Source organism: Qipengyuania gaetbuli (assembly GCF_020524765.1).
GTDB classification, from domain to species: domain Bacteria; phylum Pseudomonadota; class Alphaproteobacteria; order Sphingomonadales; family Sphingomonadaceae; genus Qipengyuania; species Qipengyuania gaetbuli_A.
This window is the reverse complement of sequence record NZ_JAIVLR010000001.1, coordinates 714,869-739,702: the sequence shown is the minus strand read 5'-3', so window position 1 is coordinate 739,702 and position 24,834 is coordinate 714,869. Positions and strand designations below refer to the sequence as shown.

Sequence of the window (24,834 nt, the reverse complement as noted above, 5' to 3'; positions counted from 1 at the left end):
TTGCATATGGGCGGTGTCGCGGTTCATGTCACCACCCGCCAGCGAGAAGGGAGATTTCATGGCCGAGTGCATACTGGTCCTCGATGCCGGGACGACATCGACACGCGCCATGGTTTTCGGCCGCGACGGCAAGCTCGCCTCGGTCGCGCAGGCCGAACTGACGCAGCATTATCCCCGCCCCGGCTGGGTCGAACACGATGCAGAAGAGATCTGGCAGAAGACGCTGTCCTGCATGCGCGAGGCGGTGGGAGAGCGGGCCGAAGACATCGCGGCCATCGGCATCACCAACCAGCGCGAGACGGTGGTGGCGTGGGACCGCGGCACGGGCGAGCCGCTGGCGCGCGCTATCGTCTGGCAGGATCGCCGGACGGCCGATTTCTGCGCCGCGCTGAAGGAAGCCGGGCACGAGCCGTTGGTGCAGGAGAAGACCGGCCTGCTGCTCGACCCCTATTTCTCGGGCACCAAGATGCGCTGGCTGCTCGATAATGAGACAGGCGTACAGGCTGCCGCGGCAGACGGGTCGCTCGCTTTCGGGACGATCGAGAGCTGGCTCGTCTTCCGGCTGACCGGCGGGGTGCACATCTCGGATGCGAGCAATGCCAGCCGCACGCTCCTGTTGCCGCTCGAAGGGGCCGATTTCGACGAGGAACTGTGCGAGCTCTTCGGCGTGCCGCGTGCAGCGCTCCCGCGCGTGGTCGACACCCACGGCGCGCTGGCGGAAGCGGGTGCCGAATGGCTGGGGAGGACGATTCCGATCTGCGGCCTCGTTGGCGACCAGCAGTCCGCCACCATCGGGCAGGGCTGCCTGTCCTTCGGGGAGACCAAGGCGACTTACGGCACGGGCGCCTTCGTGCTCACCAACAAGGGGTCGAAGGTTCCGCGTTCGGAGCATCGCCTGCTGGGAACCGTGCTGTGCCAGGGCGAAGGCAAGCGGACCTATGCGCTGGAGGGCGCGTGTTTCGTGGCGGGTAGCCTGGTCCAGTACCTGCGTGACCAGCTCGGCCTGATCGGCAGTGCGGCGGAGACCGAGGATCTCGCCCGTTCGATCGAGGACAGCGGCGAGGTGGTCATCGTGCCTGCGCTTGCCGGCCTTGGCGCGCCGCACTGGAAGCCCGATGCCCGCGGGGTCATTTCAGGCCTCAGCTTTGCCAGCGGACGCGCGCAGATCGCGCGTGCGGCGCTGGAGGCGATGGCCCACCAGACCCACGATCTGGCGCAGGCTTTCGCCGCCGACGGCGCGGCATGGACGCGGCTGAAGATCGACGGCGGGATGAGCGCGAACGACTGGATGGCGCAGGATTTGGCGAATATTCTCGACCTCGAAGTCGAACGGCCCGATTTCGTCGAAACGACCGCGCTTGGAGCAGCCATGTGCGCGGCCGTTGGCGCGGGGCTTCATCCCGACCTGCCTGCAGCGGCCGATGCGATGCGCGGCAATGCGGCCTGTTTCGCTCCTGATATGGACGAGGAGGTCAGGAAAGCGCGGCTGGCGCGTTACGCCCGCGCGCTGTCCGCTGCCTGATCAGCCGGCGTTGAAAGCCTGCGCGATGCGACCGCGCAGGTCACCGACAGGATCGTCGTTTGCTGCGCGCACGCTGCGCTGTTCCGCATCGAGGCGCGCCACGCGGCCGTAAAGGCGTTCGGTATCGCGGATCAGCGCCCGCATTGCGATCGGCAGGACCGCCATGTTACGCGGGTCGGACGGGCGTTCGGTGCCCAGCGTGCCGGCCTTCTGCAACTGGCGGGCGGAAATCTCGCCGGCCAGGTACGCACGTTGGTTGAGCAGCCACGCGAGCACGTGCATCACCCGCGTGGTGGTGCGAAGCCCCTCGATCGACATGGCGATGCGCGTTTCGTTGGAATTTTCGGGACCGTCTTCGGTGCCGTCACGCAGGTCGAAGGCCGCACGCGTCTCGTCGGCCAGCAGCAGGGCTTCCGCGTAGAGGTCCTCGACGACCTGTTCGGTTACGGTGCGATCCATCGTTCTCTTCCAATGTCGCATTACAGTCATCGATCCCCGCCTGCCAGCGCGCAGCGCGCGCCTGTCCCGAGGTGAGACGCGGGGCCTTACGCGATGATGTCGGGGATCAGATTGTCCTCGATCAGCGAGATACGGTCCTTCAGCTGCAGCTTGCGTTTCTTCAGGCGCGCGATCTGCAGCTGGTCGACGAAGCCGCCTTTCTCGCCCGCTTCGGACAGCGCCACGATCGCGACATCGAGGTCGCGATGCTCGCTCCGGAGCAATTCCAGCCTCTTGCGCAGCTCCTGTTCGTTCACCGTCGTCTTCCCCGAATCTCGCTTCGTCGCATGGCCCGAAGAGGGCGCTTTGTAAATTCGCAAGAATGTGATTTGATAATTGGTCTGCGGCTCGTTCCGCAACGTTACGAGTCGCCTTTGAGGGGTCGCAATCTACGAAGGAGACCATCCGATGCACTCATCACATGTCGACGCACTGAAGGCCAAGCATGCCGGGCTCGAAGCTCGCCTGCACGACGAACAGTCCCGACCTGCGCCCGACATCGCGATGATCCAGCAGATCAAGAAGCAGAAGCTCAGGATCAAGGAAGAACTCGCCGCGCATTAAGCGCATGATATCGCGAGCGGGGCGGGGGCAAAGACCCCGCGTCCCGCTTTCGCGGCGTCCCTTTTTGATATAGCAGCGAGCCATGTCCGCCGTTGCCTCCGCTCGCCAGATTCTCACGCGCCTGCACGAAGTCATGGCTGGGCGCACCCATGCCCAGCACAAGCTTGACCGCGTGGTCGATATCATCGCCGATGCGCTGACGAGCGAGGTGTGCTCGATCTACCTCCTGCGCGAAGGGGCGCTGGAACTTTACGCCACCCGCGGCCTCAATCCCGAAGCGGTTCACGTCACGCGCATGGCGGTGGGCGAAGGGCTGACCGGCACGATTGCCAAGAACATCGAGACGCTGAACCTCGCCGAGGCGCGGGCCCACCCGGACTTTCTCTACCGCCCGGAAACGGGGGAGGAGAAATACCATTCCTTCGCCGGTGTCCCCATCGTTTACCGCGAACGGGCAGTGGGCGTGCTGTGCGTCCAGCACGTGGAGCCGCGCCGCTACGAGGACGTGGAGATCGAGGCGCTCCAGACCACGGCAATGATCCTGTCCGAACTCATCGCCCACAAGGAACTGGTCGACGGCGAGAACGCGTTCGACCTTGGCGAGGCTTCGACCGAAACCGAAATCCTCGAAGGGCTGACCTTGGTGAAGGGACTGGCGGCAGGTGCGGCCGTCTTCCACCAGCCGCGCATCGAGATCGACCAGGTCGTGGCCGAAGACGTCGAGGCGGAACGCCAGCGAGTCTACCGCGCCTTCGACAAGATGCGCGACCAGATCGACGCCATGGCGAAAGAGCCGGAATTCGGGAAGGGCGGCGAACACGTCGAGGTCCTCGAGACCTACAAGATGTTCGCCTATGACGAAGGCTGGAGCCGCCGCATCAACGAGGCCATCGACAGCGGTCTCACGGCCGAAGCGGCGATCGAGCGCGTCCAGCAGCGTACCCGCATGCGGATGCGCGAGATCGACGATCCGCTGCTGGCCGACCGCATGCACGACCTCGAAGACCTGTCGAACCGCCTGCTGCGGATCGTGTCGGGGCAGCTGGGCACGGCGGCGTCGCAGGGGCTGAGGCGCGACACCATCCTGATTGCGCGCAATCTCGGTCCTGCCGAATTGCTCGAATACGATCGCCGCCGCCTCAAGGGCGTGGTGCTGGAGGAGGGTTCGCTCACCGCGCATGTCGTGATCGTGGCGCGTGCCATGGGCATTCCGGTGCTTGGCCGCGTGCACGGGATCAATTCGAAGGTCTCCGAAGGCGACGAAATCCTCGTCGATGCGGACAAGGGCACGGTCACCCTGCGCCCCTCGCAGCCCATGTGGGATGCTTTCGATGCGCGCTTCGCCAAGACGCGCGAGAAGCAGGCCGCCTATGCCGAACTGCGCGATGTCGAGCCCTTCACGCGCGATGGCACGCGTATCACGGTGATGATCAACGCGGGCCTGCGCGACGATGTCAGCGCGCTGCAATTGACCGGCGCGGACGGGATCGGCCTCTTCCGCACCGAGTTCCAGTTCCTCGTCTCCTCGACCCTGCCCCAGCGCGAACGGCAGATGCGACTCTACCGCGACGTGCTCGATGCGGCGGACGGCAAGAAGGTCATCTTCCGCACGGTCGATATCGGCGGCGACAAGGCCGTACCGTATCTCGACAACAACACGGCCGAGCGGGACGAGAACCCGGCGATGGGCTGGCGTGCGCTGCGCCTCTCGCTCGAGCGCGAAGGCCTGCTCAAGGTCCAGGCGCGCGCCCTGCTCGAAGCGGCGGCCGGACGGCAGCTTTCGGTCATGTTCCCCATGGTGTCCGAACCGTGGGAATTCGATGCGGCCAAAGAGATATTCGAAGACCAGGCCGAGTTCCTGCGCGAACGGCGCAGGCAGATGCCCGACAGCATCGAATATGGCTGCATGCTCGAAGTGCCCTCGCTTGCCGAGGTGCTGGACTTGCTGCTGCCCAAGGTATCCTTCGTATCGGTCGGCACGAACGACCTCACGCAGTTCCTGTTTGCCGCCGACCGCGCCAATCCCAAGCTTGCCGAACGCTACGACTGGCTGAGCCCTGCGATCCTGCGCTTCCTCGACCGCGTGTCGAAGGCGATGGTCGGCAGCAAGGTCCGCCTCGGCATATGTGGCGAGATGGGCGGCCGCAGGCTCGAAGCGCTCGCGCTGATGGGCCTTGGTTACACCCGCTTCTCGATCACGCCGGCAGCCGTGGGCCCGATCAAGGAGCTGGTGCGCAAGGTCTACCTGCCCGACCTTACCAAGCACATGCAGCGCCTGCTGCTCAATCCGCCGGCAGACATGCGGGCGGCACTGACGGAATGGGCCGAGGCGAACGACATCGAACTCGACTGATTTCGTCGCTTGCGCAGTGCACCTCGTCCCTGCGTCCGGTCTGTGATACTATCTGTGCTTGACAGGTAGGGGGTCACTCCCATTCTACCGCGCACGGGAGCGGGAAAACCCGCCGGGTACTAAGGTTCGGGAATCGCATGGAAGAAGAAGACGTCATCGTCGAAGAAGAAGGCACGCGTGCGCTCAGCGCTGGCGAGCGGCTGCGTCAGGCACGCGAGGCGAAGGGCCTCGGGCTTGAGCAGGTCGCCGCAGAAACGCGCATCCCCCAAAGGCACCTCCAGGCCATCGAGGCGGGCAATTTCGCGGCCCTGCCTTCGCGCACCTACGCGATCGGTTTCAGCCGGACCTATGCGCGCACGATGGACCTCGACGAGCGCGAGATCCTCGACCAGGTGCGCGCGGAACTGGCACAGGACGGCGGCGATAATCGCCATGCCCCGGCCAAGTTCGAACCGGGCGATCCGGCCCGCGTCCCCGGTCGCGGCCTCGCATGGTTCACCGTGTTCGCCGCGATCCTGCTGATGGGCGGCATCTATGCCTTCTACCGCAGCTATTTCGCACCCGGCCTCGGCCCCGCACCGCTGCAGGACCCTGCCGAGCAGGTTGCGGCCAATGAGGGCGCGCAGCAGGCAGCCCCTGCCCCCGCGGCGACACCGACCGGCGGTGCGGTGGTCTTCACCAGCGAAATGGACGGCACATGGGTGCGTTTCTACGATGCGCAGGGCGAACGCCTGTTCGAAGGCCTGATGGACAAGGGCGACACCTTCACGGTTCCGGCTAATGCGGAAGGACCGCAGATCCGCACCGGGCGCCCCTATGCCTTCGCTATCACGATCGGCGGACGTGCCGTGCCCAAGCTGTCCGAAGAAGACAGGGTGGTTAGCGACACGCCGGTAAGCGCAGAGGCGCTGCTTGCACGTCCCGCTGCCCCGGCTCCTACGCCGACTGCCTCCGCAACGCCTGCAGCCGCAGCCACCCCGGCAACCTGATCGCGGCGGAAAACCGCCTTCATCCCCTCGACAGTTTCGCGGGGCTAGGGCTAGATTCACTTTGATTTTCGACATGAGGAGAACGGGCGTGAAGATCACGCGCATTGCACGCGGATTTGGTCTCGGTGGGATCGCACTGGCCATGGCGTCGACGGCGATGCCGGTCGCCGCACAGGACGACGGCGAGGCACGTATCCGCAAGCTCGAGGCGGAAGTCCGCGCGCTCCAGCGCAAGGTCTTCCCGGGCGGGGACGGCCGCTATTTCGAACCGCAGATCACCGGTCAGCCTGCCGCCCAGCCGAGCACGGCCAGCACCACCTCTACGACCGCAGTCACAGATATTCTCACCCGCCTCGATGCGCTGGAGGCACAGTTGCAGCGCCTGACCGCGCAATACGAGGTAGGCAGCAATGCCATGCGCCTGCTCGAAGAACGCATCGAGGTGCTCGAGGCCGGCGGCACTGCCACCACGGCCCCTGCACAGGTGGCTGCTGCCCAGCCGGCTGCCCGGCCCGCCACGCAGCCGGCCGCAACGCAGCGCCCCGCCGCCCAGCCGGCAGCCCAGCAGCCCACCGCTTCGCAGCCGAGCCCCGAGCGTGTCGCCGCGGTCCAGGCCATCGCCAAGCCGCAGACCGACGATCCGGCGGATGACGAATACTCCTACGGCTTCCGCCTGTGGGAAGCGGGTTTCTTCCCCGAAGCGCAGCAGCAGCTCACGCTCTTCGTCGAACGCTACCCCAGCCATTGGCGCACCACATACGGGCGCAACCTGCTGGGCCGCGCCTATCTGGACGACAAGAAGCCCAATGAAGCGGCACCGTGGTTCCTCAAGAACTATCAGTCGGACAAGGGCGGTGCCCGCGCCGGCGACAGCCTGCTCTACCTCGCCGAAACGATGATCGCGCTCAAGGACACCAAGCGCGCCTGCATCGCGCTCGCCGAATTCGGCGAGGCCTATCCGGCGCTCGCTGCCGGGCGCCTGCAGGGCCAGTACGAGCGCAATCTCGGCAAGGTGACCTGTAGCTGACATGCAGCTGCCACAAGGGCTCGTTGACAGGTTTCGCGCCGATCTCGAGCCCCTGTGGCCCTTCCTCGACCAGCCGGAGAGCCGGCTCGGCCTCGCCGTGTCGGGCGGCGGAGACAGCCTCGCGCTGCTGCTGCTCGCGCATGCTGCGCTGCCCGACCGCGTGGAAGCGGCGACAGTCGACCACCGGCTGCGGCCGGAAAGTGCAGCCGAGGCCGAACACGTCGCAGCTCTTTGCCGGGAGCTTGGTGTGCCACACCGCATCATTCCGGTGAGCGTTGAGGGCGGGAACCTGCAGGACCGGGCCCGTGCGGCACGCTATGCCGCGCTGGGCGAATGGTGCGAGGAGCGCGGGCTCGACGGGCTCGCCACGGCGCACCAGATGGACGACCAGGTCGAAACCTTCATCATGCGCGCCAATCGCGGCAGCGGGGTTTTCGGCCTCTCCTCCATCCGCGCGCTCGGCACCGTTCCTGGGATGCCACTGCGCCTGATCCGTCCGCTGCCTGGCTGGCGCCGGAAGGAACTGCGCGACATCGTCGAGGCGGCAGGCTGGAACGCCGTGGACGATCCGTCGAACGAGAACGAGGCGTTCGACCGCATCCGCATTCGCAAGGCCCTGTCCGAAGCGGACTGGATCGACTTCGAAGGGGTGGCGAAATCCGCCCGCCTGCTTGGAGAAGCGGAGGACACGATCGACTGGATGGTCGGCCGCGAATATTCCGAATGCGTGGATGCCGGGGCGGAGGAGACGGTCTATCGCGCCTTGCGGAGCGGCATCGGCGGAACGCTGGTCGCTGGCGGTGTGATCAGGTCGATCTTCCGCGGTTTCGGGGCGCACATCGACATGGCCGCAGCCGCGAAGCTGGTGGAAGCGCTGAGGGCAGGGCGCAAGTCGAACGTCGCGGGTATCGAAGCCTTCGTGCGCGATCAGGACGGCGAGCGGCTCTGGGTATTCCGGCGCGAGGTGCCGCGCCGCACGGGCTAGATGATCGGGTCGCCCACGCCGATGCGCTTGCCATCGGTGATGATGACCTTGTCGCCCTTCTGCGCGATATCGAACAGCTTGGCTGCCAGCGGATCGGGAATCGCCACGCAGCCGTGGCTGGCATAGCCGTTCTCCACTTCCGAACCACCGTGGATGGCAATGCCGTCCCAGGTCAGGCGCAGGGTCCAGGGCATGGGCGCATTGCCGTATTTCTCTGATACGTTGTGCCGTTCCTTCGTCAGGATCGGGAAAGTGCCGGTGGGCGTGGGATGTTCGTCCGTGCCGAGCATGACGGCAGCGGCACCGATTTCATAACCGTCGCGGAAGATCGAGATAGTGCGCGCCTGAAGGTCTACCGTGATGAGCAGCGGGCCTTCCGGCACGCCTTCGTCGTCCCAGTGCCATTCGCCGTATTTGATCGGCCCTTCGATAGGCAGGATGCGGCGGATGGTGAAGGGGCGGCGCGCATCGGCCTCCAGCTTGGCGAGGATCGCGCCTTCCGGTTCGATCGAGGCGGCTGCGGGGACTGCGATGGCTTCGGGCTCCGCCTGCGACGAGACGCCATAGGCGAGGGCGGCAATGCCCAGTGCGATCACGAATGTCGTGCCGCCAACCCATTTCAGAATCGCTGTCATGGCCGCAAGTATAGGCGGCCAATGACCGGATTTCCAAGGCTGGACGGCGGCAGTCCCGTATCGGAACGCCCCGCAGCGCCCTTCTTACCGGCCCAGCGCGGCCGCTTCGCGCGCCACGGTTTCTACGGCGGCCTCGTCGACCGGACCGCGCGGTGCGACCCAGCTCCCGCCGACGCACAGGACGGGATCGAATGCAAGCCATTCGGGCGCGTTTTCCAGCGTGATGCCGCCGGTCGGACAGAACCGGCACTGGCCGAATGGCGCCGCAAGCGCTTTCAGCGCCGGCAGGCCTCCAGCCGCCATGGCAGGAAAGAACTTGAAGTGGGTGAGGCCGAGATCGAGCCCGCGCATGATATCGCCTGCATTGGCAATGCCGGGCAGGAAGGGAATGCCCGCGTCGATTGCAGCCTTGCCGAGCGTGTCGGTGAGGCCCGGCGAGACGATGAATTCGCTCCCCGCCTCGATGGCCGCGTCCAGTTCCTGCCGGTTGGTCACGGTACCTGCCCCCACGATGGCGCCTTCGACCTTGCGCATTTCGCGGATGGCATCGAGCGCGGCGGGCGTGCGCAGCGTGACCTCGAGGACCCGCAGTCCGCCTGCCACCAGGGCGCGGGCCAGCGGCGCTGCATGTTCGACTTCGTCCACCACGATGACCGGGATCACCGGGGCGGTCTGCATGATATCGGCGATATGGGTCACTGGGCGGCCTTTGCGTGTTCGCAAGCGAATGCGGCAGCCGCGCCGAAAAGGCCGGGCTGCGGGTGGACGATGAGTTTGACCGGAATGCCGGCCATCATGCTCTCGAAGCGGCCCTTGGCGCGGAAGCGTTCCGCAAAGCCGGACTTGAGCAGGGTTTCGCGCAGTCGGTAGCCAAGGCCGCCGGCGATCACGACGCCCTTCGCGCCGTGCGCGAGGGCCATGTCCCCGGCGACACTGCCGAGCGACAGGCAGAAGCGGTCCACCGCGGCTGCAGCAAGGCTGTCCTCGCCGCTCATGCCCTTGGTCCAGATCTCGATATCGTCGATCTCGGGCACAGCCTTGTGCTCCATCGCGGCGAGCGTCTGGTAGATATCGGAAATGGCAGGCCCCGCCACCACGCGCTCGACCGAAACGCGGGTGTGCCGCTTGCGCAATCGGGCAAGGATCGCGTCCTCGATACTGTCGAGCGGGGCGAAATCGATGTGGCCGCCTTCGGTGGCAGAGACGCGGTAGGTGCCGTCGGGTTCGCGGTAGAGATGCGCTACGCCGAGGCCCGTCCCGGGCCCCAGAACGGTCAGGCGACCGGTGGGCGGAAGCGGACCTTCGGGGCCGGTCATATGGATGAACTGGTCCTCGCTCGCGCGCGCAACCGCATGGGCGACCGCCTCGAAATCATTGACGATCGTGTAATCCTCGACCCCCAGCTTTTCCTTCACGAGGGCGGGCCGGATGATCCAGGGATTGTTGGTGAAGCGGATGACATCGCCGCCGACCGGACCAGCAATCGCCATCGACACGCGCGGAGGCAGTGTGCCTCCCATGCGCTCGCGGTAATCTTCCCAGGCGGTCTGGAAACTGGCGTGGTCTTCGGTGTGCAGGGTTTCCGGCTCGCTCAGGCTGATCGAGCCGTCATTCGCGATCGTGGCGATGGCGAAGCGGGCATGGGTGCCGCCGATATCGACGCTGACGAGGTCCATCACTTACAATCCTGCCATGGCTAGCATTGACGAGGCACCCTGTTCGGCGCCGTCGGCATTGGCCCTGAACATGGCATAGAATTCGCGGCCCATGCCGGTTTCGGGCTGCGGTTCGGCAGCCGGTTCGCGCGCGGCGAGGTCTGCCGTCGTCGACAGCGTGCCGGTTTCGGCACAGACTTTGACGACATCGCCATCACGCAAGAGCGAGAGCGGCCCGCCGCCCAGCGCTTCGGGTGTGCAGTGGATGGCTGCTGGCACCTTGCCGCTCGCCCCGCTCATGCGGCCGTCGGTGACGAGCGCTACGCGGTAGCCGCGATCCTGCAGAACGCCGAGCGCGGGGGTAAGCTTGTGAAGCTCGGGCATGCCGTTCGCCCGCGGTCCCTGGAAGCGGACCACGACCACGACATCGCGGTCCAGCTCACCCTTCGAGAATGCCTCGTTGACCGAGTGCTGGTCCTCGAACACGCGGCAGGGCGCCTCGATCGTCCAGCGCTCGCGCTCGACTGCCGAGGACTTGAAACAGGCGCGGCCAAGGTTGCCTTCGACAAGCCGCATGCCGCCATCGGGCTGGAACGGATCGGAGGCAGGGCGCAGCATTTCGGTATCGCCCGAAGGGCCCGGATCGCGCCAGGTCAGGGCATCGCCGTCCATTCCCGGCTCGCGCGAATAGGCTTCGAAGCCACCGCTCCAGACCGTGAGGATGTCGCCGTGGGCGAGGCCTTCGTCGAGCAGCGTTCCGATCACGTAGCCCATGCCGCCGGCATCGTGGAAGTGATTCACATCGCCTGAACCGTTCGGATAGACGCGTGCCACCAGCGGAACGGCTGTCGACAGCTCGGCAAGGTCGCTCCAGTCGAAGCGGATGCCGGCTGCCCGCGCCATGGCGGGAATGTGGATCGCATGATTGGTCGAACCGCCGGTCGCCAGCAGGCCGATGGCCGCGTTGATGATCGCCTTTTCGTCGACCACGCGGGCGAGGGGGCGGAAGTCGTCTCCGTCCTTGCCGATGGATGCCAGCCGGTGGGTCGCAGCGCGCGACAGTTCCTGGCGCAGCTTGGCACCTGGCGGGACGAAAGCCGCGCCCGGGACGTGCAGGCCCATCATCTCCATCATCATCTGGTTGGAGTTGGCAGTGCCGTAGAAGGTGCAGGTGCCCGGCGAATGGTAGCTCGCGCTTTCGCTCTCGAGCAGTTCGTCGCGGCCGACCTTGCCTTCTGCGTAGAGCTGGCGGACGCGCTGCTTTTCCTTGTTGGAAATGCCCGTACCCATCGGGCCCGACGGGATGAAGATCGCCGGGACATGGCCGAACCGCAGGGCACCCATGAGAAGGCCGGGGACGATCTTGTCGCAGATGCCGAGCAGGGCGACCCCGTCGTACATGGCGTGGCTCAGCGCGACGATGGTCGAAAGAGCGATAGTGTCGCGGCTGAAGAGCGACAGTTCCATCCCCGCCTGGCCCTGCGTCACACCGTCGCACATGGCCGGCGTCGCACCCGCAACCTGGCAGGTTGCACCGACCTCGCGCGCCCAGATTTTCATCCGTTCCGGATAGCGATAATAGGGCTGATGGGCCGAGAGCATGTCGTTGTAGGAAGTCACGATGCCCAGGTTGGGTCCGCGTGCCGCCTTGATGGCCTGCTTGTCTTCTTCCGCGCCGGCAAAGGCGTGGGCGAGGTTCGAACAGGACAGCGAATGGCGGTTCACCTGCCGGTCGCCTTCGCGGTCGGTCAGGTCGAGATAGGCCGCCCGGCTGTCCCTCGAATTGGCGATGACGCGCTGCGTCACCTTGTGGATCACGTCATTGAGCGGCTTAGTCATCGTGCCAGGTAACCCCGTCGCGTTCGGCCAGCGCGATTGCCGCGCTCGGCCCCCAGGTGCCTGAGGAATAGGTCTTGGGCTTCATTTCATGGTCGGACCACAGCTTGCGGATCTGGTCGATCCACTCCCATTGCGCCTCGACCTCGTCACGGCGCACGAAAAGCGTCTGGTCGCCTTCGATCAGGTCGAGCAGCAGGCGTTCGTAGGCAATCCGGCGCACCGTGTCGGAAAAGGCATCGGGCATGGCGATATCCAACGGGACCGGCCGCAGGCGCAGGCCTTCGCGGCCCAGGCCAGGGACCTTTGCCATCATGGTGAGCTGGATGTTTTCCTTGGGCTGGATCTCGATCACCAGCCGGTTCGGCTGTGTTGTTGCACCGCGGCTTTCGAAGATCGAATGCGGGATGCAGCGGAACTGGATAACGATTTCGGTCACGCGCTCGGGCAGTCGCTTGCCGTGGCGCAGGTAGAAGGGCACGCCGCGCCAGCGCCAGTTGTCGACGTGGGCCTTCACCGCGACGAAGGTTTCGGTGTCGCTGTCCTTGCCGAGTTCCTCGTCATAGCCGGGCACGCTTTTGCCTTCGACGGCACCGGCGCGATACTGGCCGGTGACGACCTCGTCCTTGCTGACTTCGCGCAAGGCGCGCAGCACCTTGACCTTCTCGTCACGCACGGCTGTCGCATCGAAGCTGGTCGGCGGCTCCATCGCGACGAGCGCGAGCAGCTGCAGCATGTGGTTCTGCACCATGTCGCGCAGCGCACCGCTGTCGTCGTAATAGGCGACGCGCGATTCCAGGCCGACCGTCTCGGCCACGGTGATCTGCACGTGCTCGATGTAGTTGGAGTTCCACACCGGCTCGAGCAGGATGTTCGCGAACCGCAGGGCCAGCAGGTTCTGGACCGTTTCCTTGCCCAGATAGTGGTCGATCCGGAAAATGCGGTGCTCCGGGAATGCGGCCGCGACCGCATCGTTGATCTCGCAGCTGCTTTCGAGATCGACACCCAGCGGCTTTTCGAGGCCGATGCGCACATTGCCTTCGGTCAGGCCGGCCCCTTCGAGCCCCTTGATGGTCGTCTCGAACAGGCTTGGGGCAGTCGACAGGAAGATCGCAAGGCCGGTGTAATTGCCGACGGCTTTGGCCAACTCGTCGTACCCTTCGGGCGTGGTCGCATCGACGGGCACGTAGCTGAGCCGGTTGAGGAAATCCGCCATGCCGCCGCGGCGATGCTTGGGCAGGAACTTCTCCAGCGCCTCGCGCGCGAAATTGCGAAACGCCTGCGTGTTCATGTCCGAGCGCGCCGTGCACACGATGCGCAGGGCAGGATCGAGCAGGCCATCTGAATTGAGTGCGCAGAGCGAGGGCAGGAGCATGCGCTGCGACAGGTCGCCCGTGGCTCCAAACAGGAGCAGACGATCGGCGGTGAACCCTACTTCGTGCATGGAGCGTCCATGTTCGGCATTTCTCCCCATTTCGGATTGCGGCCTACCAGTGCGCGCAGCGGCGCGCCAGACAGGTGCATTCCTATTCGTATCACACCCTGCTTACGGCGACCGAAGAACGGAGGAAATCGCTTGGTCCGAAAGAGGTCAGGAAGCTGACGTCCGCAGCATCGCGGCCGACCCCGATCTTCACCGTTTCGGCAGGGTCCGCCATGCCGGTCGCGTCGACGAGTTGCCATGTCCCGGCACCTTGGCGGGTCGGGTCGGCAAGGAAGACTTCGGCGACCGCGTGGAAATCCTGCGGTTCGACCCCGGGGGCGTAGCAGGCGACGTATCGCGCCGGGATCGCGGAAGCCCGGGCCATGGCAACGAGCGTATGTGCATAGTCACGGCAAATGCCCCTGCGTTCGACGAAACTGTCCAGCGCCGTCGTCTGCGGGCCGGAGGCACCGGGCACGTAGGAAAATTTCGTAGCGATCCAGTCGCGGATCGCAGCGACGCGCGCTCCTCCCTCGGTGCCCGCAAACTCGCTTTCCACGAAGGCCTGGAACCGGTCCGCGGGGCAATATCGGCTGTCGAACAGATATTCGACCGCCTCTCCCGGGAGGTCGTGCGGCTGAAGGACCCCCAGCGCGGCCAAGTCTGCCACTTCGCGCTTCAGTTCGACCGTGGCTCGATACCCTACCTCGACCTTGCCCTGCGCGCGCAGCCATATGCGGCTGCCGATATCGTCCTGCGCCGGGACGCTGGCGCGGTCTTGCGTCGGCGTGATCTCGGTTTCGCTGATGACAAGCAACTGTTCGGGGATCGCTGCCGCTTCGAACTGGAGCAGCACGTCGGTGGTTGTTTCCAGCGAGAAGGCGAAACTGCTGTCTATCTGAATGGCCATGCCGGACCAACGGCGGGGCGGGCAGAGAGTTTCTGGGCTGGTAGAATGCGCCCGCCGGAAACGAAAAAGGACCCCGAAACGGGGTCCTTTAAAATTCGTTCTTGTGGCTGATTAGCCGCGCGGCGGCTTGCCGAGCAGCCATTCCCAGAAATTCCACATGGTTTGCCTCCTGTTGTGGTTTCAACAGTGAGCAATCCATTAACCAAGCTTGTTTGTAAAGCCTTAACTATGTTCCCGAAGCGGCCTCTTTCGAAGAAACCTTGTATTCCAACAGGTTAGTGAGGGAGAGCGGACGGGCCAAGGCATAGCCCTGGACGTAACGGCAGCCGATTTCGTTAAGGATTTGAAGGGTTTTTGCGTCTTCCGCACCTTCAGCGACTACGGTGATTCGCGCGGCATTGCCCATGGCGACCATACTAGAAGTAATGGCCCTGGCCTTCGCGCTCCGACTAATAGAATCCACGAACAGGCGATCGATTTTCAGTTCGTCGAAAGGCAATTCGAAAAGCGTTTCGAAATTGGCCGATCCGACCCCGAAATCATCGATGGAAATACGAAGGCCAAGTGCCTTCAATTCGGTCAGGATGGCCGCCGCCGTTTCGAGGTCGCCGATGCGCGATGTCTCGGTGATTTCCAGGATCAGGTAGCGTGCATCGAAGCCCGTCGCCTGCAGCGTGTTCCGCACGATACCCACGATGCGCATGTCGCCGAGCAATGTCGCCGAAATGTTGACGGACATGGAAATCGCGGTGCCACGGAAATGGAGCAACCGGCCCGCATTGCAGGCCGTCTGGAGGACGTAGCGTGTCAGATGCTCCATACGCCCGGCCTTTTCGCACTGGGCGATGAACTTCATCGGCGGGATGAAGCCGCGTTCGGGGTCGTGCCAGCGCACCAGCGCCTCGACACCGGTCAGAGTGCCGGCGACCGTGTCGATCTTGGGCTGGTAGACGCAGAAGATTTCCCCTGCCTGCATGGCATCATCGATGCGGGCGCGCAGGGAAATGTCCCACAATTCGTCATGGCGCGAACCGACTTCGGCGATCTTGATCGGGCGGTGCGCTTCGGAAGTCTCCTCTGCAGCCGCTGCGGCCGCAGGAACAGCGTTGAGTCCGACAGCGCCGAGTTCTGCGAGGCCGAAGGTAATGCCGACATCGACGCTTTCCTCGCCCACCTGGATGGGGGCTGCGAAGATCGCGCGCAGGCCCTCGAGGTGGTCGACGAGGCGTTCTGTTTCCGCCTCGTCAGATTGCCAGGCGAGGTAGTGGCCTTCGATATAGATCGTCAGTTCGCTGTCGGCAGCCCGGAGGCGATCGACCAGCCGGTGCACGTAGCGAGCGCGCTCTGTCGAACCGAGCGTCTTGATGACATGCTCGAACCCATGGAGCCTTGCGACGACGATATGCCCCGACTGGGGCTGCGTCTTGGCGATGATCTGTTCCAGGATGCGGAGCTTGGGTAGGCCGGTCTCGCTGTCGATGCTGGCGACACGAAGCCTCCACCGGGCCCTTGAACGGAGCGCTGCGTAAACGAGCAGAAGCGCCAAGGCATAGGTGATCTCGACCCGGACGCCGGTGTTTGCACCGAATACCATCAGGGCTGGAAGACTCAGGACGACACCGAGGTACAGTGCGCGCCGTACGCCCTTCACCGGATTGGCGAGGATGATCAGCGCCATTGCGCCGCACAAGAATGCCAGGATGGTAAGTCCGCCGACAAAGCCGGTACGGCCGGACTTCAAAGCTTCTGCGGCGTAGATCGATACAAAGCTTGGCGGTGCGCCGATGAGGCCCGGAACCTTCAGGCCGGATCCGCTCGCATCGGCGGCCGGGCCGATAAGCACGGTCTTGCCTGAAAGATCGCTTACGGGACTTGTCGCCTTGCCGGTCACCTCGTCCAGTTCAAGCGCCGGAATGCGCGAAGGATCGAATCCATAGTCGATCTGGAACATCGGTTCCTTGAAGGTTTCGATGCCAGCCAGCGATGCGGCCAGTGACTTGCGACCTTCGCTGACTTCCGGGTCGTATGCGAAGAAATCCTGCCACACGTAGCCGAGGTAGTTAGGGGTCCGTTCGGAGACGACCCGCGCATGGTCGGTGCGGAATTTCGAGTCAGATTTGGTCAGCTTCCGTTTCAGGCCATCGGACGTAAGTTCGATCTGGTCGACAAGGACCACCCGGGGGCCGAGCTGGTCGAGCGCTCCGGCGAGGTCGGCGTCGACCTTCTCGTTCGCTCCCTCCGCCAAGACGAAATCGACATAAACCTTGCCGACACCCTGTGCGTCGAGTTCCTGCAATGCCTTGGTAAGTTCGCGGCGTTCCCCGACCTGCGAAGGTTCCTCGACCTTGGAGGAGGTTCCGACGAAGACGATATCGCCCGAAGGCTGGTGACCGCCAAGGCGGGACTGGATCAGCCAGGACAGCTGGGTGACGGGTTCCAGCAGGAAGACTGCCAGCATGGCGAACGCCACCGCACCCGCCCAAAGCAGGTGTTGCAATCGCTTCAGCGTACCGGTCGAGCGGGGCCTGAAGGCCAGCCGCTGTCCGGCGCCGGGCGTGGAAGCGAGGGCGGTTTTCTCGTCCATTCCGCCCCCTATGAGGCGAATAGGATTAAGAAACTTTCAACGCGGCCCGATCTTTCCCCCGGTGGCCGTGCAAAACTGCGGGATGCGATGGTTAATTCGACTTAATAGGGTAGGCTTAACGAAACCGGGCGGATCGGTTTACCCTGCCCCTAACTGCGAGCCGTGAACGCGCTGTTTTTCGGCGCAATTCAGCCGTTCGTCTCGCCGGAGGAAACGTTAACATTGCGCCATTCGCGGCAGGTGCAGATCAGGCGATTACGCCGAAAAGATCGTGCTCGTCTGAATCTTCGACATAAACTTGCACGATATCGCCCTGCGACAGATCGGATCGAACATTGCGCAGATAGACCGCGCCGTCGATTTCAGGCGCATCCGCCTGGCTGCGACCGGTGGCGCCGATATCGCCGTCCTCGTCCGGTTCGCCCACCTCGTCGATGATCACGCTAAGCGTCCTGCCGACCTTGGCAGCGAGCTTTTCCGCACTGATCCGCGCGGTGAGGTCCATGACGCGGGCATAGCGTTCTTCCTTGACCTCTTCGGGCACCGGGTTGGGCAGGGCGTTCGCCTGCGCACCCTCCACCGGCTCGAAGCGGAACGCGCCGACACGGTCGAGCTGGGCCTCTTCCAGCCAGTTCAGCAGGTACTGGAAGTCTTCTTCCGTTTCCCCGGGGAAGCCGACCACGAAGCTGGAGCGGATGGCGATGTCCGGGCAAATGGTGCGCCAGGATTTCAGGCGCTCGAGCACCTTTGCCTCGTTCGCAGGGCGCTTCATGGCGCGCAGAACGGACGGGCTGGCGTGCTGGAACGGGATGTCGAGATAGGGCGTCAGCAGGCCCTCGGCCATGAGCGGGATGACCGCATCGACATGCGGATAGGGATAGACGTAATGGAGGCGCACCCAGGGCGGGGTGCCGCCACCGATATCGAGCTGGCCCAGTTCGCGCGCGAGATCGGTCATGTGCGCGCGGACGGGATGCCCCTTCCAGTCGCGCTCCTCGTGCCGGATGTCGACGCCGTAAGCCGAGGTGTCCTGGCTGATTACCAGCAGTTCCTTCGTGCCGGCGGCAACCAGCTTTTCCGCTTCGCGCAGCACGGCATCGACCCGCCGGCTGGCAAGCTTGCCGCGCAGGTCCGGGATGATGCAGAAGGCGCAGGAGTGGTTGCAGCCCTCCGAAATCTTCATATAGCTGTAATGGCGCGGTGTCAGCTTGACGTCCGGCTGGGGGATCAGGTCGACGAAGGGCCCCTGGCTGGGCGGGGCATGTTCGTGAACGGCCTCGACCACCTGTTCGTACTGGTGGGCACCGGTAATGGCGAGAACGCTGGGATGGGCTGCGCGGATCACGTCCGCTTCCTCGCCCATGCAGCCCGTCACGATCACGCGGCCGTTCTCGGCAATTGCCTCGCCGATGGCCTGCAGGCTCTCTTCCTTGGCCGAATCGAGAAAGCCGCAGGTGTTGACCAGCACGACGTCCGCGCCGGCGTAATCGGGGCTCATCGCATAGCCATCGGCGCGCAGCCGGGTGAGGATGCGTTCGCTGTCCACGAGTGCCTTGGGGCAGCCGAGGGAGACCATGCCGACCTTCTTCTGGTCGGGTATCGAGGTGGTTGCGGTATTCATGATTGCGCGGCCCTCTACACCAAGCCGGCATCCGGCGCTAGGAGGGACGAATGGGACCGGTAAACTGGATCGCAGTGGGCGCAGGCTGGGCGGTTGCCTCCTTGCTCGGCGTGGCTTTCTATGGCCGCAAGGCGATGCCCGGCGGGAAGCCTGCATTGCATCTGCTGGCAGCCCTTCTGCTGCTCGCAAGCGCGGCGATGGTCGGACACATGCTGGCCCGCGTCGGCGTAGAAACGCTGCAGGCGAAGCCGTGGCTCTATTTCATGATGGCGGGCGGCCTCGCGCTGACCTTCATCGGGCCAGCGCTGGTCATCACGGCAGTCCGCCGCGAGCAGGCCCTGCGCGAAGCCTTGTACGATTGGTCCTACTGGCTGGCCGCCTACCTGGCGATCGGGGGAACCTTCTGGCTCCTCGACTGATCAGGCGTCCTCGTCCTCGCGGATGCGGTCGTCGCGGATATGGCCGTCACCCCGCGTCTCGCCATTGGGCGTAGCGATGATCTCGACGATGATGTCGCCCTTCTGCAGCTTCTGGCACTCCTCTTCCCAGAAGCCGATGGCACGGCCGTCACGATAGACACGCAGGCCGCGCCCACCGGTCTTAAGTTCGCCGATGGCGCAGCCGCATTCCTCTTCGGTGATCTCGCGCTCGACCAGCTGGACGCGGCCGGAAACCGAGGCGAGGTCGGCGAGATATTCGGCGATGTGTTCGCCCTTTGCCGAGCCGGCGAGCAGCAGGCCGGTGAAGCGGACGGGGTTGATGACGTTGTTCGCGCCGGCCTGGCGGGCCAGTGGCTCGTTGTCGTCGGCGCGCACCACCACGCTGATCGGGACGTTAGGCGCCAGCGCGCGAACGGTCAGCACGATCAGGATCGAGGTGTCGTCACGTCCTGCAGAGACGAGCACGTTCTGTGCCTCGTTGATCCGCACGGCCTTGAGGGTGGTATCGCGGGTGGCATCGGCCGCCATGACGTTGCAGCCCAGCGCTTCTGCATCGGCCAGCCGCTCCTCGCTCGGGTCGATAACCACGATGCACGAAGGGTCGGTCCCCCGCTCGATCAGTTCGCCAACTGCTTCGGAGCCGGAGATGCCATAGCCGAGCACCACGATGTGGTTCGACAATTGCTCCTGGATGCGGGCCATGCGCCATTTCTCCCAGCTGCGCTTGATGATGAAATTGTATGCCGTGCCCACGAAGATGAACAGCACGGCGAAACGGACGGGGGTCACGATGACCGCTTCCACCAGCCTTGCCCGGTCCGAGATGGGCGCGATGTCCCCGAAGCCGGTGGTGGTGATGGAAATCATCGTGAAATAGACGACGTCGAGAAAGCTCACATCGCCGTCGAGATTGTCGACCAGCCCTTCGCGATCCCACCAGTGGATCATGATTACGGCGGTTATCAGAAGGAGGGCCAGGCCGAGGCGGATGCCGAGATCGCCCCAGACGGGTATCCTCACAGCGCGCCGCAGCGGCTGGAATCGCGGACCGCGCATGCGCTTTGCGTCTCCGCCGCCCGCGGCTGGCTGTTTCCTCTCGCTCATCGGCCGCCATCTCTGCGCATCACGGGCCGCCGGGTCAATGCCTTAGCCTTCGTACCGTTCGCCCAGCGCGCCGAGCGAGGCGTGGTGGGTCAGGTCGAGATGGAGGGGCGTGACCGAGACGAAGCCTTCCTCGACGGCTTCCAGATCGGTGCCATGGTCGAGCGTGTGCTCGATCGGCTCGAGGCCGAACCAGAAATAGTCGAAGCCGCGCGGATCGCGCCCTTCGACGACAGTGCCCCGCGAATAGTCGTGGAAGCCCTGGCGAGTGACGCGGATGCCGCGCACCTCGCCTGCAGGACGGGCGGGGAAGTTCACATTGATGAGCGTGCGCTTGGGCAGCGGGGTGTCGAGCAAGGGCTTCACGACGCGGGCGCCCCATTCGATCGCTGCATCGAACTGCACCGCTTCGCCGATGCCTTCGCGGGCATAGACCTGGCTCAATGCAATCGAGCGGATGCCGGCCAGCGCGCCTTCGATGGCTGCCGACACGGTGCCCGAATAAGTGATGTCGTCGCCGAGGTTGGCGCCGCGATTGACGCCCGACAGGATCAGGTCGGGCGGGCCGTCCATTACCTTGCGCAGCCCCATCGTGACCGAATCAGTCGGCGTGCCGGTGACGGAAAAGCGCCGCTCGCCATGCTTGCGCAGGCGTACCGGGCGGGTCAGCGTCAGCGCATGGCCCATGCCCGACTGTTCCTCGTCCGGCGCGCAAATCCAGATGTCGTCGGAAAACTGGCGCGCGATGCCTTCGAGCACTTCGAGGCCGCGGGCGCGGATGCCGTCGTCATTGGTGAGGAGGATCCTCACGCTACAGGCTCCAGCCGGGTCACGCCGCCCATGTAGGGGGCAAGCACCTCGGGCACGGTGACGCTGCCGTCGGCGTTCTGGTAGTTCTCCATCACCGCGACCAGCGTGCGGCCCACGGCGAGGCCCGAGCCGTTGAGAGTGTGGACGAACACGGTCTTCTTCTCGCCTTCCGGACGATAGCGCGCGTTCATTCGGCGAGCCTGGAATTCGCCAGTGTTCGAGCAGGAGGAAATCTCGCGCCAGGCGCCCTGACCGGGCAACCACACTTCGAGGTCGTAGGTCTTACGCGCGCCGAAGCCCATGTCGCCCACGCACAGCAGCACGCGGCGGTAGGGCAAGTTCAGCGCCTCAAGGATGCCTTCGGCGCACTTGGTCATGCGCTCGTGCTCGGCCTCGCTGTCTTCGGGGCGACAAACGCTGACCAGTTCGACCTTCTCGAACTGGTGCTGGCGGATGAAACCGCGCGTATCGCGTCCTGCTGCGCCCGCCTCGCTGCGGAAGCACAGCGTGTGGGCGGTCATGCGGATCGGCGAGGACAGGTCGGGCAGGATCTTGTCCGCGACCGAGGCAGTCAGGCTGACTTCCGAGGTGGGGATGAGCCAGCGCCCGTCGGTGGTCCTGAAGCTGTCATCGGCGAACTTGGGCAGCTTGTCGGTGCCGTACATGGCATCGTCATTGACCAGAACCGGCGGGTTGCATTCGGTATAGCCGTTCTCGCGGGTCTGCTTGTCGAGCATGAACTGGGCGAGCGCGCGGTGCAGGCGCGCCATGTCGCCGCGCAGGAAGGTGAAGCGGGCCCCCGAAAGCGCAGCACCCGTCTCGAAATCCATACCGAGGGCGGGGCCGAGGTCGGCGTGTTCCTTGGGCTCGAAATCGAAGCTGCGCTTTTCGCCCCACTGGTGGACTTCGACATTGTCGTTCTCGTCCGCACCTTCGGGAACGTCGGCGGCAGGAATGTTGGGCAGGCGGGCGAGGAGGTCCGTCAGCTCGGCGGTCGCCGCGCGCTCGGCCTCTTCCCACTCGGGCATCGATGCCTTGATCTCGGCCACTTCGGCCTTCAGCGCCTCGGCCTTGTCCTTGTCGCCTTGGCCCATGGCCTGGCCAATCGCCTTGGACGCCTCGTTCCGGCGGCTCTGCGCTTCCTGTACGCGGGTGGTCGCCTCGCGGCGCGTGGCATCGAGAGCGATGATGCGCTCGGAAACGGCTTCGCCGCCGCGCCGCGTCATGGCGGAATCGAACTCGGCGGGATGGCTGCGGATGAAGGCGATATCGTGCATGGCGCGCGCTATGCCGCCTCTCCCCGCACATTGCCAGTGGGAATGGGGCGGAAGCGCCCGGCACGCTCGCTTATCGTGCTGGCCCTAACGCAAGGGGGCAGGCGGCCATGGCTACCGGACAGCAAAAAGGGCGGCGGCCGGGTCGCGCGGCCACCGCCCTTTCCGAACCTCCTTCGATCAGTATTCGAAGGTGAGGGTCGCAAAGACCTGGCGCGGATTGCCGTAGAACGCCGTGAGCGTACCTTCCGGCCCGAGCGTCGGGACGGGGAAGCCGTTCGCACCGTTCACGATCGCACCGGTGGTCGGGTTCACCGCCACGAAGGTGTAGCCGCTGGTCTTGTATTCCTTGTCGAGCAGGTTCTTGCCGTAGAGGCCAAGGCTCCAGTTGCCGCCGGGGGCGGTCCACTTGATGCTGGCATCGACGAGCGCATAGCCGTCCTGGTCGATATAGGGGTTCGGGATTTCGAACTGTGTGGTCTTGCTGCGATAGGAGACCGAGGCGCCGAGGTAGAGATCGCCGCCGCCAAGGTCGGTGTCGTAGCTGGCGGTCAGGCTGCCGGTGAATTCGGGCGTGTTCTGGACGACACGGAAATCCGCCACATCGGTCGGCGTGTTGCCGATATTGGTGATGTATTCGTCATACTGCGCATCGATGTAACCGAGCGAGCCCGACAGGTTGAACCCGCCGCCGAACCGCGCGGTCGCTTCCAGTTCGAGGCCCTTGAAGGTGGCCTTGCCCGCGTTCGAGACGACGCCGCAGAAGGACGGCAGGCCGGCCACGGTGCAGGCGACCGAGCCCGGGATCTGGACGTCGGTGTAATCGGCATAAAAGGCGGCGGCAGCAATGCTCAGCATGCCGAGGTCGCCCTTGTAGCCTACTTCGTAGCTGTCGACCTGCTCCGGGGCGAAGCTGAGGAAGGCTGCGACTTCTTCATCGGTCGGTGCGCCGGGAGTGGCCGCAGGGGCATTGGCACCCACGCCGCGCGGGTCAAAGCCGCCGCCCTTGAAGCCCTTGGAATAGCTGGCGTAGATGTTGTGATCCGGCGTCGGCATGAAGCTGATCGATGCGCGGGGGGTGAACTTCTTGAATTCGCGGCTGCCGTCGAAATCGGTCGAAGGACGGCCGAAGGGCACGCCCGCACCGCCGAAGATCGGCGAGCCGCCGCCAAGGTAGTTCTGGCGCAGGATATAGGCACTGCGTTCGTCCCAGGTGTAGCGGCCGCCGACCGAGATGCTCAGCTGCTCGCTGAGGTCGAAGGTGAAGTCGCCGAATACTGCATAGGTTTCGGTGTCGACTTCCGCCTGCGTGTAAGCGGTCAGGCCCGGGAAGGTGGTGAAGATGCGCACGTCGAACAGCGTGTCGGCCTTCGCATCGAGATAGTAGAAGCCGAGCAGGCCGGTCAGTGCGCCACCATTGTCATAAAGCAGCTGGAATTCCTGGCTCAGCTGCTCGTTGAGATAGGCGCCCGGCACGTCGAGATCGACGGCGGGAAGCGCGTCGAAATCGATCGGCGTGTAGCTGTCGTCCTTGCGGAATGCCGAGATCGAGCGGAACATCAGCGCGTCGGACAGCTCGAGTTCGGCGTGCATGGAGACGCCGTAGCTTTCGACTTCCTGTTCGGGATCGTTGAGCGCGCCGCGCGTGTCGAACACGTTGTCGAGCACAGGTGCGCCCGATGCGAGGCCCGGAATCAGGCGGTGGCCGCCGCGCGGGTTCGACTTGTCCTTGGTGTAATCGCCCTGGACACGGATGAAGCCGGGCTCGTCATAACCGCCCACTTCGAGGCTGAGGCGGCCGGCCCAGATATCCTTGTTGTAGTTTTCGAGGCCGGTGGTCAGGTTTTCGCCGAAACCGCCGCGCGACAGGCGCGCGACCGAACCGCCGACACGCACGAGGTCGCCCATCGGGAGCGAGGCGGTCACCACGCCTTCGGCCTGGTCGTAGGTGCCGTAGGTGGCACGCGCCTTGAACGAGGGTTCGAGAGGCAGGCGCTTGGTCACATATTTGACCGCGCCGCCGATGGTGTTGCGGCCATAGAGCGTGCCCTGCGGACCGCGCAGCACTTCGATCCGCTCGACGTCGTAGATGTCGAGAACGGCAGCCTGCGGGCGGTTGAGGTAGATGTCGTCGAGATAGATGCCGACGCCCTGCTCGAAGCCCGAGACGGGGTCTTGCTGGCCGATGCCGCGGATGAAGGCAGACAGCGTCGAGTTGGTGGCGCGGCTCGCTTCGAGCGTCACGTTGGGGACCGACTGCGCGATATCGGTGATGTCGAGCGCGCCGCGTTCCTCCAGCGCTTCGCCCGAGAAGGCGGAGACCGCGACCGGCACGTCGATCAGGCGTTCCTCGCGGCGGCGGGCGGTGACGACGATGACTTCGTCTTCTGCATCCTGCGAGGCGACGGTGTCCTGCTGCGACTGCGCGGCAGCAGGCGCTGCGAAAGCGATTGCGGCGGTGCTGACAAGCAAAGCACCCGCAAGGCGCGACGTATGGAAACGCATCGAAATTCCCTCCCTCGATAACTCTCTGAGGGTTGGATATTGAAAACTGAACCACCTTTCAAGTTTTATCTTGCATCCTTTGGTGGCAAGGGTCTAGCCACG

The 24,834-nt window shown here is 64.8% G+C and carries 21 protein-coding genes; 7 read left to right on the top strand and 14 right to left on the bottom strand.

Features of this window, described 5'->3' with window-relative positions; all coding sequences use genetic code 11:
* Positions 1-58 precede the first annotated feature (58 nt).
* The gene (gene glpK, locus LC083_RS03840; protein ID WP_226699250.1) at positions 59-1,522 is read left to right on the top strand and encodes a glycerol kinase GlpK; all 1,464 of its coding nucleotides are present in this window, start codon (positions 59-61) and stop codon (positions 1,520-1,522) included.
* Here the strand turns inward: glpK and LC083_RS03835 are convergent, their stop codons facing one another.
* On the bottom strand, positions 1,523-1,981 hold the full coding sequence (locus tag LC083_RS03835) for a DUF1465 family protein (RefSeq protein WP_222553798.1): 459 nt from the start codon (positions 1,979-1,981) through the stop codon (positions 1,523-1,525).
* Between the two features lie 86 nt (positions 1,982-2,067).
* The gene (locus LC083_RS03830) at positions 2,068-2,277 is read right to left on the bottom strand and encodes a YdcH family protein (RefSeq protein WP_160608134.1); all 210 of its coding nucleotides are present in this window, start codon (positions 2,275-2,277) and stop codon (positions 2,068-2,070) included.
* A 151-nt stretch (positions 2,278-2,428) separates the two neighbouring features.
* On the opposite strand from LC083_RS03830, the gene LC083_RS03825 reads away from it, so the two are divergent.
* The 5 genes from LC083_RS03825 to tilS all read left to right on the top strand — a co-directional run bounded on the left by LC083_RS03825 (position 2,429) and on the right by tilS (position 7,938).
* A complete protein-coding gene (locus tag LC083_RS03825) occupies positions 2,429-2,584 on the top strand; it encodes a YdcH family protein (RefSeq protein ID WP_160608133.1) in 156 nt (51 codons plus the stop codon).
* An 82-nt stretch (positions 2,585-2,666) separates the two neighbouring features.
* Entirely contained in the window at positions 2,667-4,937 is a 2,271-nt protein-coding gene (ptsP, locus tag LC083_RS03820) for a phosphoenolpyruvate--protein phosphotransferase (RefSeq protein WP_226699249.1), read from the top strand.
* Positions 4,938-5,074: 137 nt separating this feature from the next.
* Positions 5,075-5,926 (top strand): helix-turn-helix domain-containing protein, encoded by an 852-nt coding sequence (locus LC083_RS03815; protein ID WP_226699248.1) that lies wholly within the window; start codon positions 5,075-5,077, stop codon positions 5,924-5,926.
* A 73-nt stretch (positions 5,927-5,999) separates the two neighbouring features.
* Complete coding sequence (locus LC083_RS03810; protein ID WP_413469441.1) at positions 6,000-6,953, top strand: tetratricopeptide repeat protein; 954 nt, start codon at positions 6,000-6,002, stop codon at positions 6,951-6,953.
* Position 6,954: 1 nt separating this feature from the next.
* Complete coding sequence (gene tilS, locus LC083_RS03805) at positions 6,955-7,938, top strand: tRNA lysidine(34) synthetase TilS (RefSeq protein ID WP_226699247.1); 984 nt, start codon at positions 6,955-6,957, stop codon at positions 7,936-7,938.
* Here tilS and LC083_RS03800 read toward each other — a convergent pair.
* From LC083_RS03800 to rimO, 8 genes are all read right to left on the bottom strand, one after another.
* Positions 7,935-8,573: a L,D-transpeptidase family protein gene (locus LC083_RS03800; RefSeq protein WP_226699246.1), complete on the bottom strand. Its 639-nt coding sequence runs from the start codon at positions 8,571-8,573 to the stop codon at positions 7,935-7,937. The genes tilS and LC083_RS03800 overlap by 4 nt on opposite strands.
* An 84-nt stretch (positions 8,574-8,657) precedes the next feature.
* Positions 8,658-9,272, bottom strand: coding sequence for a bifunctional 4-hydroxy-2-oxoglutarate aldolase/2-dehydro-3-deoxy-phosphogluconate aldolase (gene eda, locus LC083_RS03795; protein ID WP_224831103.1), 615 nt, complete (start codon positions 9,270-9,272; stop codon positions 8,658-8,660).
* The gene (gene glk / locus LC083_RS03790; RefSeq protein WP_226699245.1) at positions 9,269-10,249 is read right to left on the bottom strand and encodes a glucokinase; all 981 of its coding nucleotides are present in this window, start codon (positions 10,247-10,249) and stop codon (positions 9,269-9,271) included. The genes eda and glk overlap by 4 nt, the downstream gene beginning before the upstream one ends.
* Before the next feature lie 3 nt (positions 10,250-10,252).
* Positions 10,253-12,067: a phosphogluconate dehydratase gene (gene edd, locus LC083_RS03785; protein ID WP_226699244.1), complete on the bottom strand. Its 1,815-nt coding sequence runs from the start codon at positions 12,065-12,067 to the stop codon at positions 10,253-10,255.
* A complete protein-coding gene (gene zwf, locus LC083_RS03780; RefSeq protein ID WP_226699243.1) occupies positions 12,060-13,508 on the bottom strand; it encodes a glucose-6-phosphate dehydrogenase in 1,449 nt (482 codons plus the stop codon). Before zwf ends, edd begins: the two co-directional genes overlap by 8 nt.
* A 91-nt stretch (positions 13,509-13,599) precedes the next feature.
* Positions 13,600-14,397 carry a transglutaminase-like domain-containing protein gene (locus LC083_RS03775; protein WP_226699242.1) on the bottom strand — a complete coding sequence of 266 codons (798 nt, stop codon included), beginning with the start codon at positions 14,395-14,397 and terminating at the stop codon, positions 13,600-13,602.
* A 226-nt stretch (positions 14,398-14,623) separates the two neighbouring features.
* Positions 14,624-16,981 carry an EAL domain-containing protein gene (locus LC083_RS03770; RefSeq protein WP_226699241.1) on the bottom strand — a complete coding sequence of 786 codons (2,358 nt, stop codon included), beginning with the start codon at positions 16,979-16,981 and terminating at the stop codon, positions 14,624-14,626.
* A gap of 247 nt (positions 16,982-17,228) precedes the next feature.
* Positions 17,229-18,602, bottom strand: a complete 1,374-nt coding sequence (gene rimO, locus LC083_RS03765; RefSeq protein ID WP_226699240.1) for a 30S ribosomal protein S12 methylthiotransferase RimO — start codon at positions 18,600-18,602, stop codon at positions 17,229-17,231.
* Positions 18,603-18,652: 50 nt separating this feature from the next.
* On the opposite strand from rimO, the gene LC083_RS03760 reads away from it, so the two are divergent.
* Entirely contained in the window at positions 18,653-19,021 is a 369-nt protein-coding gene (locus tag LC083_RS03760) for a DUF1761 domain-containing protein (RefSeq protein ID WP_226699239.1), read from the top strand.
* On the opposite strand, the gene LC083_RS03755 is transcribed toward LC083_RS03760, so the two are convergent.
* The 4 genes from LC083_RS03755 to LC083_RS03740 all read right to left on the bottom strand — a co-directional run bounded on the left by LC083_RS03755 (position 19,022) and on the right by LC083_RS03740 (position 24,732).
* A complete protein-coding gene (locus tag LC083_RS03755; RefSeq protein ID WP_319003413.1) occupies positions 19,022-20,146 on the bottom strand; it encodes a potassium channel family protein in 1,125 nt (374 codons plus the stop codon). It lies immediately after the preceding gene.
* A 42-nt stretch (positions 20,147-20,188) separates the two neighbouring features.
* Positions 20,189-20,953, bottom strand: coding sequence for a 5'/3'-nucleotidase SurE (gene surE / locus LC083_RS03750; RefSeq protein WP_224831095.1), 765 nt, complete (start codon positions 20,951-20,953; stop codon positions 20,189-20,191).
* Positions 20,950-22,230 (bottom strand): serine--tRNA ligase, encoded by a 1,281-nt coding sequence (serS, locus tag LC083_RS03745; RefSeq protein WP_226699238.1) that lies wholly within the window; start codon positions 22,228-22,230, stop codon positions 20,950-20,952. Before serS ends, surE begins: the two co-directional genes overlap by 4 nt.
* A gap of 177 nt (positions 22,231-22,407) precedes the next feature.
* A complete protein-coding gene (locus LC083_RS03740; protein WP_226699237.1) occupies positions 22,408-24,732 on the bottom strand; it encodes a TonB-dependent receptor in 2,325 nt (774 codons plus the stop codon).
* Positions 24,733-24,834: the final 102 nt, after the last annotated feature.